The 17,019-nt window shown below is 65.2% G+C and carries 13 protein-coding genes; 5 read left to right on the top strand and 8 right to left on the bottom strand.

The genetic code is table 11. The features are described from left to right. Window positions 1–154: 154 nt before the first annotated feature. A complete protein-coding gene (locus AAFG13_RS28745; RefSeq protein ID WP_342708914.1) occupies window positions 155–2,422 on the top strand; it encodes a DUF2235 domain-containing protein in 2,268 nt (755 codons plus the stop codon). 213 nt (window positions 2,423–2,635) lie between these two features. Continuing rightward, entirely contained in the window at window positions 2,636–4,318 is a 1,683-nt protein-coding gene (locus AAFG13_RS28740) for a phospholipase D-like domain-containing protein (RefSeq protein ID WP_342708913.1), read from the top strand. 64 nt (window positions 4,319–4,382) lie between these two features. Here the strand turns inward: AAFG13_RS28740 and AAFG13_RS28735 are convergent, their stop codons facing one another. Together AAFG13_RS28735 and AAFG13_RS28730 are read right to left on the bottom strand one after the other, a co-directional pair. After that, the gene (locus AAFG13_RS28735) at window positions 4,383–5,483 is read right to left on the bottom strand and encodes an LLM class flavin-dependent oxidoreductase (protein WP_342708912.1); all 1,101 of its coding nucleotides are present in this window, start codon (window positions 5,481–5,483) and stop codon (window positions 4,383–4,385) included. A 106-nt stretch (window positions 5,484–5,589) separates the two neighbouring features. After that, entirely contained in the window at window positions 5,590–6,228 is a 639-nt protein-coding gene (locus AAFG13_RS28730; protein WP_342708911.1) for a TetR family transcriptional regulator, read from the bottom strand. Window positions 6,229–6,282: 54 nt separating this feature from the next. Between AAFG13_RS28730 and AAFG13_RS28725 the strand changes: the two genes are divergently transcribed. Continuing rightward, window positions 6,283–7,791: an FAD-dependent monooxygenase gene (locus tag AAFG13_RS28725; RefSeq protein WP_342708910.1), complete on the top strand. Its 1,509-nt coding sequence runs from the start codon at window positions 6,283–6,285 to the stop codon at window positions 7,789–7,791. A gap of 31 nt (window positions 7,792–7,822) precedes the next feature. Here AAFG13_RS28725 and AAFG13_RS28720 read toward each other — a convergent pair whose 3' ends face one another. From AAFG13_RS28720 to cobS, 5 genes are all read right to left on the bottom strand, one after another. Next, window positions 7,823–8,935 carry an NADH:flavin oxidoreductase/NADH oxidase gene (locus tag AAFG13_RS28720; protein WP_212311923.1) on the bottom strand — a complete coding sequence of 371 codons (1,113 nt, stop codon included), beginning with the start codon at window positions 8,933–8,935 and terminating at the stop codon, window positions 7,823–7,825. A 133-nt stretch (window positions 8,936–9,068) separates the two neighbouring features. Then, window positions 9,069–10,112, bottom strand: coding sequence for an esterase-like activity of phytase family protein (locus AAFG13_RS28715; protein ID WP_342708909.1), 1,044 nt, complete (start codon window positions 10,110–10,112; stop codon window positions 9,069–9,071). Window positions 10,113–10,256: 144 nt separating this feature from the next. After that, on the bottom strand, window positions 10,257–12,155 hold the full coding sequence (cobT, locus tag AAFG13_RS28710; protein WP_342708908.1) for a cobaltochelatase subunit CobT: 1,899 nt from the start codon (window positions 12,153–12,155) through the stop codon (window positions 10,257–10,259). Next, window positions 12,152–12,562, bottom strand: coding sequence for a GNAT family N-acetyltransferase (locus AAFG13_RS28705; RefSeq protein WP_095731654.1), 411 nt, complete (start codon window positions 12,560–12,562; stop codon window positions 12,152–12,154). The genes cobT and AAFG13_RS28705 overlap by 4 nt, the downstream gene beginning before the upstream one ends. A gap of 3 nt (window positions 12,563–12,565) precedes the next feature. Continuing rightward, window positions 12,566–13,564, bottom strand: coding sequence for a cobaltochelatase subunit CobS (gene cobS / locus AAFG13_RS28700; RefSeq protein WP_092120091.1), 999 nt, complete (start codon window positions 13,562–13,564; stop codon window positions 12,566–12,568). A gap of 291 nt (window positions 13,565–13,855) precedes the next feature. Between cobS and AAFG13_RS28695 the strand changes: the two genes are divergently transcribed. Next, complete coding sequence (locus AAFG13_RS28695) at window positions 13,856–14,518, top strand: DedA family protein (protein ID WP_212311926.1); 663 nt, start codon at window positions 13,856–13,858, stop codon at window positions 14,516–14,518. Here the strand turns inward: AAFG13_RS28695 and AAFG13_RS28690 are convergent, their stop codons facing one another. Then, entirely contained in the window at window positions 14,519–15,742 is a 1,224-nt protein-coding gene (locus tag AAFG13_RS28690; protein WP_212311927.1) for a citrate synthase family protein, read from the bottom strand. Window positions 15,743–15,818: 76 nt separating this feature from the next. Between AAFG13_RS28690 and AAFG13_RS28685 the strand changes: the two genes are divergently transcribed. Then, complete coding sequence (locus AAFG13_RS28685; RefSeq protein WP_342708907.1) at window positions 15,819–16,913, top strand: citrate synthase/methylcitrate synthase; 1,095 nt, start codon at window positions 15,819–15,821, stop codon at window positions 16,911–16,913. Window positions 16,914–17,019 lie beyond the last annotated feature (106 nt).

Genomic DNA, 17,019 nt, shown 5'->3' with positions numbered 1-17,019 from the left:
TCGCCTCAAATGGCCGCGACCTCGTGACGCTTTTGTACGCCAGTTCACATCTATCGTGGCACAGAATGACTAAATATCGATCCAAGGTAGCAATCGAATCCGCTACCACTGCGCTGCGCCATCCGCTTCATTCATTTCAGCGAGCGTCATTTCAATGCCGAGCCCCAAGATCATTATTCTGTCCGACGGCACCGGCAACGCCGCCTCCAGCGTCTGGCGCACCAATGTCTGGCGGATATTCCAGTCGCTGGATTTGCAGGGCAACGCGCAGGCCGCCAAGTATGATGACGGCGTCGGCACGTCGTCCTTCGTTCCGCTTGCGCTGCTCGGCGGCGCCTTCGGCTACGGCCTTAAGCGCAATATCCTGGATGCCTACAAATTCATCTGCCGCAACTACGACCACCAGAACGATTCGCAGATCTACCTGTTCGGATTCAGCCGTGGTGCCTTCACCGTGCGCACACTCGCCGCACTCATCCTCGATCAAGGCCTGATCGTCGCCGGCACCGAAGCCGAACTGCACGACGGCGCGGTGAAGGCCTATCGCGCGTACCGGGCCGCAGGCTACCACTCCATCTGGCGCATCGAGGTGCTGTTCCGCGCGCTGCGCGACTACATCCTTGTGCCGGTGCTGGACCGCCTTCAGCGTAACAAGCCTTATGCGGAGATCGCACGGAAGCCGGTGCCAGCGATCGAATTCATCGGCATCTGGGACACCGTCGCGGCCTATGGCCTGCCGATCGACGAGATGACACGCGGCATCTCGAACTGGGTGTGGCCGCTCGAGCTGCCGAACCGGATTCTCAGCCCGAAGGTCAAGTGGGCACGGCATGCGCTGGCGCTCGATGACGAGCGCACGACCTTTCATCCGGTGCTCTGGACGGAGCAAGAGCCGGGACAGCCCGCACCGGCCGTGCCGGCAACGATCGATGACGAGCGTCTCGTCCAGGTGTGGTTCGTCGGCATGCATGCCAATGTCGGCGGCGGCTATCCGGACGACGCCGTCGCGTTCGTACCGCTGGCCTGGCTGGTCGACGAAGCCGTCAAGCGCGGGCTCGTGTTCAAGAGCGCGCCGATTGCCGATCCCGATGCGATCAAGGCGATCAGGTCCTCCGAGGACAAGGATGGCCGCCTCTATGATTCGCGGGCCGGCCTCGGCGCCTATTATCGGTACGGTCCTCGCAAGGTCGCCGATCTCTGCAACGATCCCTACGCCGGCGTCAGCGTGCCGATGCCGAAGGTCCACGAAAGTGTGTTCGAACGGATCGACAGCGGCGCCAACGCCTATGCCCCGATCGGACTTCCGCCGAGCTATGTGGTCGTCTCCCGCAGCGGCCAGGTGACACCGCTGGGCACCACCACGTTTGAAACGCCCGCCGGCGCACCGGCGCGTCATGCCGCACAGGAGAAGCTGTGGAATTTCGTCTGGATGCGGCGGATCGCCTACTTCGCCACCTTGGCGGCGTCGCTGCATTTGGCGGCGTTCTGGCTGTTCCATAACCAGCACAAGGAGCACGAATTCAGCTCCTACGTCAGGATGATCTCGGAGCTGGTGCGCTTCATCGAGTCATTCCTGCCCGCTTCGTTTCATTGGTGGACCGATTGGTATGCCGGCAACCCGGAATGGTTCGCCGGCGGCATCATCGCCGTTTTCGTGCTGATGGCTGTGGGCAATTCGCTCAGCGCAACGATCAGCGACAGGATGCGGATCGTCTGGCGTGACCGCGCGAACCCGGCGCCGCTCTCCGGGTTCATGCACGATGCGATTTATCGATTCCGTACCAGCACGATCTATCAGTGGATCCTCAATGTCGGGAAGCGGCATGTCGTGCCGTTTGCACTGACAGCCTTGCTGGTCTGGTTCGGCGCGACGCTACTCAGCCATTTCCTGTTCAATGCCGCAGATTCGATGGGCGCCTTCTGCAAGGGGAGCGCGGCCGACAATCTCGTCGCCGTCGACAAGGGCATCCCGCAGGATGCAGCCGACTTCGACACCAACGCGATCTGCGCGCCGACCGGCCTCAAGGTCCGCACCGGGTTCAGTTACGAGATCGCGATCACGATGTCGGAGCCGTGGGAGGACGCCGGGCGCGCGGTGACGCCGATTGGATACCGGACCTCGACCATCGAGGGCGCGAAACGGTGGCGCGGATACGCCACGATCTTCCTGCGGCGCGTCCTGTTCCGGCCCTGGTTCAGGCTGATCGCGCGGGTCGGCGAAACCGGGGTCGACGAGTATTTCCTCGATCCCTTTGCGGCGCCGAACACCGATCCGCAGGTCTACAAGTCAAGGTTCACCGCCGATCGCAGCGGCGAGATCTTCCTCTACGTCAACCAGGCCGTGATCGGCCTGCCCTGGATCTACAAATGGTTCTACGGCGATCACAAGGGCAAGGCGAAGGTCACGGTGAAGCTGCTCTAGGCAGCCGCAGTCGCGGCGGACCGGTCCGCACGGCGTGATCCATCTGTGATCCAGCCGATAGTTTCGGTTGCATGCCTTGTTCCATACTCCTCCTGCTAGATGGGCCGCCGGGCGTCCGGAGCGATCCGACGCGACATCCCGGATTCCCTGAGCCCTGACGCGCCAGATTCATATCGACCGGATACTTCTCATCAGTGATTTGGAGGCATCACCATGATTTCCACAATTCAGGCATTTCCGACCACCGACGGCATCTTCGTGGTTTGGGAGGTCGCAGCAATGATCCCCGACTGCCTCGGCTTTGCGCTCTATCGTCAGCAGCAGGGCAAGAGCGCGGCCGTCGTCGACACCTGGGTCGGGTTCGAGGATCAGGTGCAAGGCCACAAGGCGGGAGATCATCGTCCGAGCACCGAATGGCCGGTGCAGAAAACGAACTGGACCGATTTCCTGGCCCCGGCCGATGCACCGGTCCGCTATGGCGTCGTTCCGGTTCTCAAGGACGGCGCCACCAAGGTGAAGCCCGCCTACAGTGCGCCGGCGACATGGACCGACTACATCTCGGCCACGCCGTCGGGCCCGCTCAAGCCATGGTTCAACCGCGGCACGATCTCGGCACAATGGCTGTCGCGCGCGATCGGTACTACGCCGAAAGCCTCCCAGACCCTGGAGAAGGCGATCTCCACCAAGGGCAACAAGATCCGCGACTTCCTCAAGGGCGAGCTTGGCGCGCGCCTCCTCATCCTGCTGGCCGGGGCCAAGAAGGATAAAGTCGACGTCTATGTCGCGCTTTACGAGCTCAACGATCCCGAATTGATCGCCGCGCTGACTGCGCTGAAGGGCAAGGCCCACGTCGTGCTCGGCAACAGCACCGGCAAGTCCGACGCCACCGCAAAGGAGACCGAGAAGAACGCCGGCGTGCTGAAGAAGGCGGGCGTCGACATCGTCCGCCGCAAGATCGCACCGAGCCGCTACGCCCACAACAAGTTCGCGGTGTTCTGCAACGGCGCCGAGACACCGAAAGTGGTCTGGACCGGCAGCACCAATTGGACCCGGACCGGGCTGTGCACCCAGAACAACAATGGGCTGGAGATCACCGACGACAAGATCGCGGCGGCCTATCACGAGCATTGGAAGGCGATCTACGCCGACGGCAGCAAGTCGCCGAAGGCGCTGGCTGTCGCCGGCGATCACGAATGGCCATTCACGATCGGCAACTCGAACGTCAGCGTCTGGTTCACGCCGACCACGAAGAGCGGCGATCTCAAGGAAGCGACCAAGATGATCGAGGACGCCGAGCATGGCGCGGTGTGCCTGATGCTCAATCCCGGCAACAAGGGCCTGCTCGGCCCGATCCTGGAGAAGGCGCAGGACAGGAATCTCTATGTACGCGGGGTGCTCAACAATTTCCCGGCGCAGGGCAAGGACAGTCCGAAGGATCAGCTGCAACTGCTGGCCGGCAGCGGCCAGCAGCAGGTCTTCAAGGGCAAGCAGATTGCCGACGTGATCCGGCCCGCCGGCATCGACAAGACCGCGGACTGGTGGCAGCACCAGATCAAGAACACCGGAAAATTCATGATCGCCGTGCACAGCAAGGTGATCGTGCTGGATCCGGCCGGCAAGAACCCGGTGGTCATGACCGGCTCGCACAATTTCTCCGACCGCGCCAGCACCAAGAACGACGACAACCTCGTCATCATCAGAGGCGATTCACAGCTGGCGCTGACCTACGCCGCGCGCATCATCAGCATCTACGGCCAGTATCGCTGGCAGGCCTGGCGCAACACGCCGGAAGGCCAGAAGGACAAGGGTCTGAAGCGCAGCGACACGTGGCTGAGCAACCGCATCGGCAAGGGCTGGGCGCAAATCGAAACCCGGTTCTGGCTCGGAACGGCCTGAGGCCGGCGATCCGTCATGACATGCGGGGAGCGTTGCCGCTGCCCGCATGATCCTCACCGTCAAACTACGCCGCGCGGCCGACCGAGGCGTCGAGGTGCTTCAGCTTCGGCAAGACCTCCTGCTTCAGCAGCCGCAGCGAATTGTGCCAGGCCTCGGGCTTGTGCTTGTAGTCGAAACCGAACACCAGCAGCACGCCGAAGCCGCCGACCTCCTGATAGATCTTCTCGATCTTCTCGGTGACGGTCGCGGGCGAGCCGACGATCCAGTTGTTGCGGGCGCAATATTCGACCGTGACGTCGCTATCGGCCACGTCGGGCGACGCTTTCAAATAATCCTTGAAACCAAAGTGGCCGAGCAGCGGCAGGAAGTACTCGCCCATCATCCGGCCCATCATGTCGCCGGTCGAGAGCTTCCATGCCTCCTCGTCGGTGTCCGCGACGAAGACCTCGCGCACCATCCGCCAGTCCTTGCGGCTCGGCTTGCGGCCGGTCTTGGCGGCGCCGGCTTCCACCGAGTCCCAGTGACTGCCGACATAGGCGGGATTGAGGTTCAGGCTCATCGGGATGAAGCCACGCTCGCCTGCGAGCTTCAGCGTATCCGAGTTCTTCGACAGGCCCGCGACGCCGATCGGCGGATGCGGTGCTTGCTGTGGCTTGATGTGCGGTTTGAGGAAGTCGAACATCGTGTCCGGCTTGGTCACCGTCCAGAACTTGCCCTTGTGGGTCCACGGTGCCGGCTCGGTCCACATCTTCAGGATGATCTCGAGCGCCTCGCGGGTCATGTCGCGGTTCTGGCCTGACATGCCGTCGACATTGAACATTGCCCAGTCGCTCGGCAGGCCTGAGGCCGCCACGCCGAAGTTGAGCCGTCCGTTCGAGAGATGATCGAGCATCGCAACGCGGTTCGCGAGTTCGGCCGGATGATGATACGGCAGGAGGAAGCCGCCGGGGCCGATGCGGATGTTCTTGGTCTGCAGCAGTGCCTGCGCGACCAGCAGGTCGGGCGACGGATGCGGCTCCCAGGGCGCGGTGTGGTGCTCGCCGATCCAGGCTTCCTGATAGCCGAGCTCGTCCAGCCAGCGCAGCACCTGCAGATCCCAGTCGTGGCCCTCCTTCAATCCGCACTCCGGCGGATGCGACGGCATCGCGAAGTATCCGAGTTCCATGGGTTTCCTCTCTTTGTTCGATACGTGTCTTCCGCACGCGCTCCGGAGAGTACCTGCCCCGGCTACGGCAGAACAATGGCTTTGTCGCATGCGGCCCGGCCGGGAATTAGGCGTAGGGCGTTCCCTTCAGCATGACCGCGATACCCGAAAAGCTGCGCTCCATGATCTGCAGGAAGGCCTCGCGTGTCGAGGCCGCCGATCGGCGCGCCTTGTGCTCGCGAAGCCCTTCCGCATAGGCGACGGTCACAGCCGTGACCACCATCGATGCGGCGAGCCGGGCGTCGGCATCGGCGAGCGGCCGCTTGATGGCGCCCGCCAGCACGGTCGCAAGATCATCGATCAACTCGTCACGCATCTCGCGCGCCCGCGCCGAGAGCGCCGGGCTTTCGGCGACGGTGCGCCAGAATTTCGCCGTTGCATCGGTGAACTTCGCGAAAGGATGCGCCCGATCCGCCAAGTTCTGCACCAGCTTGCGCAGCGTCATCAGCGGCGCTTCGCCGGCTGGTCGCTCGGCAAAAGCGGCCTTCAGAATCTGGCGGCTTTCCTCCTCACGGTCGAAGAACAGATCTTCCTTGCGCGGAAAGTAATTGAACACCGTCATCCGGGAGACCTCGGCGGCCTCGGCAATCTCGGCCACCGAGACATTGTCGAAGCCGCGCGCCACGAACAGCTCGGTGGCGACGTCCGAGATCGCCTGGCGCGTCGCCTCCTTCTTCCGCTCCCGCAATCCGTCCCGATTTGACATGCAGGAATTTGTATCATACAAAATATTGTACTGAGTATAAATTATGGTGACGACTTGACGCGTGAACGGACGGATGTGGTTGTGGTCGGCGCCGGGCCGACCGGATTGCTGCTCGCGATCGAACTGACCCTGGGCGGCGCCGACGTGATCGTGATCGAGCGGCTGGCGGAGCCCGACCAGACCATCAAGGCCGGCGCGATCGGCGCCCTCGCCGGCGAAGCGCTGCAGCGCCGTGGCCTTGCCGAGGCGATGAATGCGGTCGAACGCAGCATGGCGGACAGCATGTCAAGGCTCATGAAGAGTGCCGACGGCGAGTCGGAGCTGCCGTTCAAGAAATTCGGCGGTCACTTCTCCGGTATCTTCGGGATCGACCAGACGCGTCAGCGCGAGCCGGACCGGCGGTTGCGGGGCGTGAACCAGCAAGCGCTGGAGAAAATGCTCGGCGAGCGCGCCTGCGCACTCGGCATCGCGATCAGGCGTGGCTGCGAGCTGACCGATTTCGAGGATACCGGAGACGGTATGCTGACGAGGGCAAGGGACGCGTCCGGCGATGTCGAGCTGCACGCCGCGTATCTGGTCGGCTGCGACGGCGGACGCAGCGCGGTGCGCAAGCGCGCGGGCTTTGATTTTCCCGGCACCGAACCGAGCCTCACCGGACACCAGGCCATCGTCGACCTCGATCATCCGGATCGTCTGCTCCCGGTCGGCTGGCGGCGAACGCCCGTCGGCATGATGGCCTATGGACCGATTCCCGGCCGGGTGTTCCTGGCCGAGTTCGACGGACCGCCGGCGGATCGCAGCGCGCCGGTGACGCGCGAGGAGATCGAGACCACCCTGCGCCGGATCAGCGGCGCCGACGTCCGTGTCACCGCCGTCAAGACCGCCACCCGCTTCACCGACAATGCGCGACAGGCCGACAGCTATCGCAGGGGTCGTGTGCTGCTGGCTGGCGACGCCGCGCATGTGCACTCGCCGTTCGGCGGACAAGGCCTCAATCTCGGCCTGCTCGATGCGGCCAATCTCGGCTGGAAGCTCGCGGCGGTCGTCTGCGATCGCATGCCGGAAAGCCTGCTCGACAGCTACACGGCAGAGCGCCATCCGATCGCGGCAAAGGTGCTCGCCAACACCCGCGCCCAGGTTGCGCTGATGCGGCCGGATGTCATGACGGACGCCCTGCGCGACATCGTAGCCGACCTGATGAGCGGCGACGAGGGCACCCGCTACTTCGGCGAAATGATCAGCGGCATCAAGATCCGCTACGACCTCGGCAGCGATCATGCATCGGTCGGCCGGCTCTCCGGCAATTTCGCGCTCGGCGACGGCGCGGAAACAACGCTGTTCGATCAGATGGAGGACGGCAGAGCCGTGCTGGTCGATGCAACGGGCGGGGCCGCGTCAGCAATCGCGGCTCGCTGGGACATGTTCGTCCGATGCGCATCAAGGCGCGCCGGCCCATCGCTGCTGATCCGCCCCGATGCCTGCATCGCCTGGGTGGCCGACGGCGAGGACTTGGCGGGCCTCGACGCCGCGCTCACGCGCTGGTTCGGACCCGCGACGCATTGACCTCGCAGGCGAGGCCAGGCGAGACGGCGTCTCAGCGCGTCCCGAACGTGGTCTTGCCGAACAGCGCCTTCTGCGTTGAGGGCTGCGAGCGCCAGTATTGCGGCGGCGCGCTCACCTCGCCGCCGAGCTCGGCGGCGGCGTGCCAGCCCCAGCGCGGGTCGTAGAGCATGCCGCGGGCGAGCGCGATCATGTCGGCCTTCCCCGACGCGACAATCTCCTCGGCCTGCTTCGCTTCGGTGATCAGGCCGACCGCCATCGTGGTGACGCCGGTCGCCTCCTTCACCGCCTGCGCCGCCGGCACCTGGTAGCCCGGACCGAGCGGAATCTTCTGCAGCGGCGACACACCGCCGGAGGAGACGTCCATCCAGTCGACGCCACGCTTCTTCAGCTCCTTGGCAAATTCGATGGTCTGCGCGAGATCCCAGGCGCCCTCGACCCAGTCGGTCGCCGACACCCGCATGCCGATCGGCTTGTGATCCGGGAATACCGCGCGCACCGCGTCGAAAACTTCCAGCGGGAAGCGCATGCGGTTTTCGAGCGAACCGCCATAGCGGTCGGTCCGCTTGTTGGCGATCGGCGACAGGAACTGGTGCAGCAGATAACCATGCGCGCCGTGCAGCTCGAGCGCATCGATGCCGAGCCGGTCTGCGCGCTTCGCTGACGCGACAAAGGCCTCGCGAATGCGCTTCAGGCCGGCGTCGTCGAGCGCCAGCGGCGGCGCCTCGCTTTCCTTGTGCGGGACATCAGATGGCCCAACCGTCTGCCAGCCGCCTTCGGCAACCGGGATCAGCTGCCCGCCCTCCCAGGGACGCTGGCTCGAAGCCTTGCGGCCGGCATGGGCGAGCTGCATCGCGACCGCGGCCTTCGAATGCTTGCGCACCGAGGCCAGGATCGGCTTCAGCGCCGCCTCATTGGCATCGCTGTAGAGGCCGAGGCAGCCCGGCGTGATCCGCCCGATATCCTCGACATGGGTGGCCTCGATGCAGAACATCGCGGCGCCCGACAGCGCCAGCATGTTGATGTGGGTGAAGTGCCAGTCATTGGCGGAGCCGTCGACGGCCGAATACTGGCACATCGGCGAGACCATGATCCGGTTGGAGAGCTTGAGGCTGCGCAGTTCGATCGGGGAAAACAGGGTGCTCATGCGAGGGGTATCCGGGATCGGGGAAACGGCCAGGATAAGATAGAGGCGGCCGCCGCGATCACCAACTGCCGCGGTCGCCGAACGGGCCGGGGCAGATCAGCAATGCGATAACGGGGCCCCGCAGGCCGGCACCTCAGTCCACCAGCGTGAACTGCAGCAGCAAATTGCGCTGGATCAGGGAGAAATTGTCGTCGGAAACCATCGTCAGCACGGTCTCGCCCTCATCAGTGACATGGGCGTCGATGCCTTCCATGTTGTCGATCTCGTTGCCGAGATCGGCATTGAAGATCGCCGGACCATCGACGACGGCGCCGGGCGCGATATCAGACAAAGCGAGGCGGCGGATGCGAATGCCGGCGCCGCCGAGCCAGGAGAATTTCCGCTCCAAAATCAACAGATCGCCCGACGGCAGCAGGACCGCGTCGCTGATGTCGAAATTCTCAGTGCGGCGGACGCTGAACTGGCCCGGCGTCCTGCCGCCGACCAGGAAGGCGATCAGGTTGCCGCCGGTATCGAGGCCACGCTCCGACAGCGCGATCAACGTTCCTGCGAGCGGCAGACCCTTAGGCACGAAGACGAGCGCCTCGAGCCCCTTGTTGATGGGCAGCTTGCGCGCCGCCGCGGGCAGCGGCACCACCTCGCCACGCGCGCGGGTGAAGCCCTTGGCGAAATCGTAGCGCAGCACCTGGTTGACCCGCTCGAGCCCGACATAGGCAATGGAGCCGTCCAGCGCGAGCGATTCCGAATCGTACCAGCCGCGGGTCGCGGTAATCGGCTTGCCGTGGGCGTCGAGCAGTGGCGCCGCCTCGACATCGTCGAGCCCGGCCATCTCCCGGCCGCGATAGACGATGCGGCCGCTGAACCAGGTGCCCTGGTCGCTGACCGCGATGAAGCGTTCGCCTTTGGCATCGAGCCGCAGCGCGGACAGGCCGCCGAAGCCGGCGAACGACGACGTCAGGATCAGGCCGCTGCGATATTCCAGCGCGCCGAACCGCACCCGCCCGCGATCGCGGATATCGAACGACGGCAGCGGCCGCGCGTTGACCTCGACCGCGGCGGGTTCGTCGACGCGGTGACGGCCCGGCCTGCCGGGCGGTCCCGGCGTCAGCGCCGGCTGGCTCGCGCCCTGTGCTTGGGCAAGGCTCGGCAATGCCGCGGCCGACAACCCCGCCGCCACACCTCTCAGGAAATGGCGACGGCTAGAGCCTTGTCCGTTTCGATTGAATCGGAACGGGGCTCTAGATTCTAGTTTTGACGCGTTTTCTTTACGCGAACCGGTATCCACTTCGCTCGAAAACGCTCTAGGCGGTGAGCGCATGTCTCACGAGTGGAGGCGGCGCCGCGTGCCCGGTGCGGGCGCCGAGCCGTGGGTCTCGCTGAACAGCTCGGCGAGCTTTTCGGTGATGGCGCCGCCGAGCTCTTCTGCATCCACGATGGTGACGGCGCGGCGATAATAACGCGTCACGTCATGACCGATGCCGATCGCGATCAGCTCGACCGGCGAGCGGGTCTCGATCTCCTCGATGATGTGGCGCAGGTGCCGCTCGAGATAGTTGCCGGGATTGACCGACAGCGTGGAATCGTCGACTGGCGCACCGTCGGAGATCATCATCAGGATGCGGCGCTGCTCGGGACGCGCGAGCAAGCGCTTGTGCGCCCAGTCGAGCGCCTCGCCGTCGATGTTCTCCTTGAGCAGGCCCTCGCGCATCATCAGACCGAGATTCTTGCGCGCACGACGCCACGGCGCATCCGCCGACTTGTAGATGATGTGGCGCAGATCGTTGAGGCGGCCGGGATTGGCCGGCTTGCCGGCCGCAAGCCACGCCTCGCGCGACTGCCCGCCCTTCCAGGCGCGGGTGGTGAAGCCCAGGATCTCGACCTTGACGCCGCAACGCTCCAGCGTGCGCGCCAGGATGTCGGCGCAGGTGGCGGCAACCGTGATCGGACGACCGCGCATCGAGCCGGAGTTATCCAGCAGCAGCGTCACCACGGTGTCGCGGAAGGTCGCCTCCTTCTCATGCATGAAGGACAGCGGATGATAGGGATCGGTGACGACGCGCGACAGCCGCGCCGGATCGAGGATGCCTTCCTCGAGATCGAAATCCCAGGCGCGGTTCTGCTGCGCCATCAGGCGGCGCTGCAGGCGGTTGGCGAGCCGCGCCACGATGCCCTGCAGATGCGCGAGCTGCTTGTCGAGATAGGAGCGCAGCCGCTCGAGCTCGTCGTGATCGCAGAGGTCCTCGGCGGCGATCACCTCGTCGAACTTCGGCGCAAACGCATGATATTCCGGACCACGCGGCTCGTTCTGGCCGCGCGAATTCGGCCGTGTCGCCTCACCCGGCGTCTCGTCGTCGCCGAGCTCGCCGTCGTCGAACGTGTCTGACGTGGAGGCCTGCGCGCTCTCCATCGCGCTTTCGCTCATCTCTTCCGCGCTCGTCTGGGCCTGGTCGGCGCTCATCTCCTGCGCGGCGTCGGAATCAGGCGAACCCTCGGCCCCGGACTGATCGTTCTCGCCGTCCTGGTTCTCGTCCTGGTCATCGTCGTCGTCGGAATCCATGTTGCGGTCGTCGCCGAGATCGAGCGCCGACAACAGATCGTGGACCAGGTCACCGAACCTCGCCTGGTCCTCGGTGAAACGGCCGAGCTGGTCGAGCCGCGAGCCGATCTTGTCCTCCAGCGTCGGACGCCAGAGATCGACCATCTTCTTGGCGGCCGCGGGCGGCGCCATGCCGGTCAGGCGTTCGCGCACCAGCATCGCCAGCGCATCCGACAACGGGGCATCGGCGCGATCGGTGATCTCGTCATACTTGCCGCGGTGGAAATGATCGTCCAGCATCGCGGTGAGGTTCTTCGCAACGCCGGCCATCCGCCGCGAGCCGATCGCCTCGACGCGCGCCTGCTCGACCGCCTCGAACACGCCGCGCGCCTGCGGATTGCCCGGCATCAGCTTGCGATGCACCTTGGGATCGTGACAGGCGATCTTGAGCGCGATCGAGTCGGCGTGGCCGCGTACGATCGCCGCATCGCGCTTGGTCATCTTGCGCGCCGGCTCCGGCAGCCGCGCCTTGCCGGGCGCAAGCCCCGGCCGCTCGGCGGCAAAGGTGACCTCGAGCTCCGGCTTCTTGGCGATCGCCTTCAGGCACGCCGACACTGAGCGCTTGAACGGCTCGGTAGGCGCTTCCTTCGATCCGGGACGGAATTTGATATTGGAGGTTGTCATAGCGATTTCGTAAACCAGTGGCGCGTGACGCCGCCGGGATACCCCTCAATCGAACCGAACTCTTTATATCCATTGGCGCGGTAGAAGCCCGGCGCCTGGAAGCTCATCGTATCCAGATAGGATTGCGTCGCTCCGAAGCGCCGCGCCTCGTCTTCGATCGCCTTGATCAGCTTCGCGCCAAAACCCTTGTTGCGAAACTTCTGCTCCATCCAGAACAGCTGGATGAACAACACCGCGGTCCAGACCTCGCCGACGATGCCACCGACGATCTCGTCGCCTTGCCGCAGCGAGATGGCGAAGCGCTTGTACTTCTGCTTCCCCATCTTCTCGTTGTTGTAGCGGAGCAATCCGCCGAGCACCGCTTTCTTCGTCTGTGTGACTGTGCGCTCGACGGAGATTTTCGGCATGGACTAGCTGAGCGCCACGTTGACCGAGGATTCCGGCAACTCGACGTTGAAGCAGCGCTGGTAGAACTCGGCGACCAGCGGCCGCTCCAGCTCGTCACACTTGTTGAGGAAGGTGACGCGGAACGCGAAGCCGATGTCGTTGAAGATGTCCGCGTTCTCGGCCCAGGTGATCACCGTGCGCGGGCTCATCACCGTCGACAGGTCGCCATTGGCGAACGCGTTGCGGGTGAGATCCGCCAGCCGCACCATCTTGTTGACGATGTCGCGGCCTTCCTGGGTGCGATAGTGCTTCGCCTTCGCCAGCACGATCTCAACTTCCTCGTCATGGGCGAGGTAGTTCAGCGTGGTGACGATCGACCAGCGGTCCATCTGGCCCTGGTTGATCTGCTGGGTGCCGTGATAGAGGCCCGAGGTGTCGCCGAGGCCGACCGTGTTGGCGGTCGAGAACAGGCGGAACGCCGGGTGCGGCTTGATCACCTTGTTCTGGTCGAGCAGCGTCAGGCGGCCGGAGACTTCCAGCACGCGCTGAATCACGAACATCACGTCCGGGCGGCCGGCATCATATTCGTCGAACACCAGCGCGATGTTGTGCTGCAGCGCCCAGGGCAGGATGCCGTCGCGGAATTCCGTGACCTGCTTGCCCTCCTTGACCACGATGGCATCCTTGCCGACGAGATCGATACGGCTGATATGGCTGTCGAGGTTGACGCGCACGCAGGGCCAGTTGAGGCGGGCCGCAACCTGCTCGATGTGAGTCGACTTGCCGGTGCCGTGATAGCCGGTGACCATCACGCGGCGGTTCCTGGCAAAGCCGGCGAGGATCGCGAGCGTGGTGGCGCGGTCGAAGCGATAGTCGCTGTCGACTTCCGGCACATGCGGATCGACCGCGGAATAGGCGGGAACTTCCAGATCGCTATCGATCCCGAAGACCTGCCGAACCGACACCTTCATGTCGGGCAACCCGACGGGTTCTTGCGCTTTGGTCTGGACGGCCGTCGTCATTCATCCTCCGAGGTCCCGGGCATTCCCGAAACCAGATTTAGGTCATTTGGCTGCGGATGGGGTGCTACGCACAAGCCTAGCAGAGAGCATCGGCCGGCAGAAGCCCACGGGCAAATCAAAGTTCCGTTGTTGTATCATAAAGATAGGCGCGAAACTCGGTTTTTGGAAGGCTGCTCTGCAAATCCCGCCGTACTTTCGCCGCAGCGCCACGGCGGCTTGTCCGCAGGCACTTTTCAGCCCGGCGGGGAGTTGTTAGCTCTCGGACCTGTTTCATCGCCACCCAGGAATTCTGTGACTTCATTCCTTGACCCTTTGATCGCGTTCGTTTCGGCCCATGCCTGGCTCGCCTATCTGACGTTGTTTCTGGCCGCCCTGCTGGAAGCAGTCCCGGTGGTCGGCTCGCTAGTGCCGGGCTCGACCATTATCCTGGCGCTGAGCGCGCTGGTCCCGGGCGGCGAATTGAAGCTCGTGCCAGTGCTCGCCGCCGCTGCCGCCGGCGCGATGCTAGGCGACGGCACGGCCTATCTGATCGGCCATCGCAGCCAGCGCGAGATCCTGTCGGCCTGGCCGCTCTCCAATTATCCGCGGGTGGTCGCGCAGAGCGAGGCCTTCTTCAACCGATGGGGCGTGCTCGCGGTGTTCTTCGCCCGCTTCGTGCCGCCGATTCGCGCCTTTGTGCCGATCACCGCCGGCGCGCTCGACATGCCGCCGGCGCGCTTCTACGCAATCAACATCCCCGCGATCCTGCTCTGGGCACCGGCGCATGTGTTGCCCGGCGTGCTCGCCGTCACCGCGCTGCACGATTATGCCGGCCTGCCGCATCATCAACATGTCGGCAAGCATCTCTGGATGTTCGCGGTCGCCGGCGCTGCCGTCATCCTGTCGCTGGCGATCTGGACCATCCGCCGCCGGCATGGCAGCGGACTGATCGAACCGGCCAAGCCGGCAAAATAGCTAAATGCTGTTGGTGGTGCCGGCCCGCCCCGGTGCCGGGCCGACATAACGCGCGCGGGGCCTGATCAGCTTGCCGAGCTGAAGCTGCTCGCTGGCATGCGCGATCCAGCCGACGCTGCGGGCCATCGCAAACAGCGCGAGCTCGCTGCCTGCGGGCATCCGCAGCGCATGGACCAGCACCGCCAGCGCGTAGTCGATGTTGACGAACTCGCCGGTTGCTTCCGCGATCCGATCAGGCACTTCCCTGGTGAATTTGCGCGGCGCGCCGGCCCGCGTCAGGGCCTCGAGCAGCGAGATCGCGCGCGGATCGCCCTTCTTGTAGACGCCGTGCCCGAAGCCGGCGAAACGCTCGCCGAGCGCAACCCGCTCGCGGACCACAGGCGCAACGTCGTTGTCAATCATGGTCTTGACCAGACGCGAGGCGAGCACGCCGGCGCCGCCATGCATCGGCCCCTTCAGCGCGACGAGACCCGCGATCACAGAGTCGTACAGATTGAGGCCGGTCGATGCCGCGCAGCGCGCCGTGAAGGTGGAGGCATTCAGTTCGTGATCGGCGAGCAGCACCAGCGCGCGGCGAATCAGGTCGGGCGCGTGCTTGTTATCCGGCGTCCAGACCCGCGCCACCTGTTCATGCAGCGGCTCGGCCGATGGCACAGCGTTCAGCATGGTCGCAACCAGCAGCCGCAGGATGCGCCCGCCGACCATCGCGCGTCCATCCGGCGCGCGGGTGAAGGCGCCGGGATCGGCACTCGCCGCCAGCGCCAGCACGGCGACCGTGCGGTCGATCGGCTGGGCGCGCCGCGCGGCCTCGGCGATCGCACGCATTTCATCGGAGACATGCGGGCAATTGTCCGACGCGAACGGATCGACGCCGGTGACGTCCCACAGCAGCGTCGCGGTGTGCTCCAGCGTGTCGCGTTGGGCGAGATCGACGCAGTTCACGCCGCGATAGATCGGGCCCTGCTCGGTGATGGTTGCGATTGCGGAATCCATCACCGGCAGGTCGGCGTCGAAATTGCGAAAGCCGCGCGGCTCCGGTGACGGCACGCGGCGCTCCTTCAACCCCCTGATGTCCTCGGCGCGGTAGCGGTGGCTGCGCGAATCCGGCGATGGCTCGGAGCGGATCAGGCCGCGGCTGACATAGGCGTAAAGTGTCGCCGGCGAGATCGCGAGCTCGGCTGCGGCCTCGCGGGCGGAGAGGTAAAGCTCGGCGGATTTTTTCATATTGATTGATATAATCAAGATTGATCAACCCGTCGAGAGGCCCGACCTTGAAGGGGTGAAGCAAGGAGATCGGGCCATGAACATGATTCTCACCAAGAGCCAGATCGGTCTGGACGGCGTTCCCGCCGCCGAGACCGTGTTGAGCCATGTCGACGGCGAGCGCGGCGAACTGATCATCGCCGGCGAGCACGTCGCCAGCCTCGCGGGCAAGTCGAGCTTCGAGGGCGTCACGGCGCGGCTGTGGAACGGCGCCACCGGCAAGTCGCTGAGCGAAGCCAACGTCCGCGCCAGCCTCGGCGCCGCCCGCGAACGCGCCTTCGCCCGGCTGCCGGACCTGCTGCCGGCGACGCGCGGCATGTCGATCGTCGACGGCTTCCGGGCCGCGATCGCCGGCCTGCGCGGCGAGAACGGGCTGGAGCACGAGGCGACCATTGTCGGCGCCTTCCCGGTGATCGCGGGCGCCCTGGCGCAGCACGCCAAGGGACATGCCCCGATCGCGCCGGACCCGAATGCCAGCCACGCCGCCGACACGCTGCGGATGCTGCGGGGGCGCAAGGCCGAGCCGCGCGAGGTTGCGGCGCTCGACGCCTATTTCGTCACCGTCTGCGACCACGGCATGAACGCATCGACCTTCACGACGCGGGTGATCGCGTCGACCCAGGCCGATCTGTTCGCGGCCATCACCGGCGGCTATTGCGCGCTGACCGGCCCGCTGCATGGCGGCGCGCCGGAGCCGGTGCTGGAGATGCTGGACGCAATCGGCACCCGTGAGCGCATCAAGCCCTGGGTCGACGGCGCGCTGGCGCATGGCGAACGGCTGATGGGCTTTGGCCATCGGGTCTATCGCGTACGCGACCCGCGCGCCGACGTGCTGAAGATCGCCATCGAACGCCTCGAGGCCAGCGGCGCCGACCTGCCGTTTGCCGGCGAGGTCGAGGCCTATATCCGCGCAGCGCTGCGCAAGAAGAACCCGGAGCGGCCGCTCGAGACCAATGTCGAGTTCTTCACCGCGATCCTGCTCGATGGGCTGGAAATCCCGCGGCAGGCGTTCACGCCGATCTTCGCCACCGCCCGCGCCGCCGGCTGGACCGCACACGCCTTGGAGCAGCGGCGTACCGGACGGTTGATCCGGCCGAGCTCTTCGTATGTCGGTGCGGTGCCGAAGGACTGAGAGCTAACCGTAGCCCGGATGGAGCGCAGCGAAATCCGGGAGCGGTGTGACCACGGATGGAAGAGCCCCGGATTGCGCTGCGCTCCGTCCGGGCTACAAAGCCGCA

The organism is Bradyrhizobium sp. B124 (assembly GCF_038967635.1).
Classification (GTDB): Bacteria; Pseudomonadota; Alphaproteobacteria; order Rhizobiales; family Xanthobacteraceae; genus Bradyrhizobium.
This window is presented reverse-complemented; position numbering and strand designations above follow the sequence as displayed.

Coding starts and splice junctions, on each gene's coding strand:
- AAFG13_RS28735 (WP_342708912.1), bottom strand. CDS start 5,483: ATGGAACTCGGATACTTCGCGATGCCGTCGCATCCGCCGGAGTGCGGA.
- AAFG13_RS28705 (WP_095731654.1), bottom strand. CDS start 12,562: ATGCCGAAAATCTCCGTCGAGCGCACAGTCACACAGACGAAGAAAGCG.
- AAFG13_RS28685 (WP_342708907.1), top strand. CDS start 15,819: ATGAACATGATTCTCACCAAGAGCCAGATCGGTCTGGACGGCGTTCCC.
- cobS (WP_092120091.1), bottom strand. CDS start 13,564: ATGACGACGGCCGTCCAGACCAAAGCGCAAGAACCCGTCGGGTTGCCC.
- cobT (WP_342708908.1), bottom strand. CDS start 12,155: ATGACAACCTCCAATATCAAATTCCGTCCCGGATCGAAGGAAGCGCCT.
- AAFG13_RS28745 (WP_342708914.1), top strand. CDS start 155: ATGCCGAGCCCCAAGATCATTATTCTGTCCGACGGCACCGGCAACGCC.
- AAFG13_RS28740 (WP_342708913.1), top strand. CDS start 2,636: ATGATTTCCACAATTCAGGCATTTCCGACCACCGACGGCATCTTCGTG.
- AAFG13_RS28720 (WP_212311923.1), bottom strand. CDS start 8,935: ATGAGCACCCTGTTTTCCCCGATCGAACTGCGCAGCCTCAAGCTCTCC.
- AAFG13_RS28690 (WP_212311927.1), bottom strand. CDS start 15,742: ATGAAAAAATCCGCCGAGCTTTACCTCTCCGCCCGCGAGGCCGCAGCC.
- AAFG13_RS28730 (WP_342708911.1), bottom strand. CDS start 6,228: ATGTCAAATCGGGACGGATTGCGGGAGCGGAAGAAGGAGGCGACGCGC.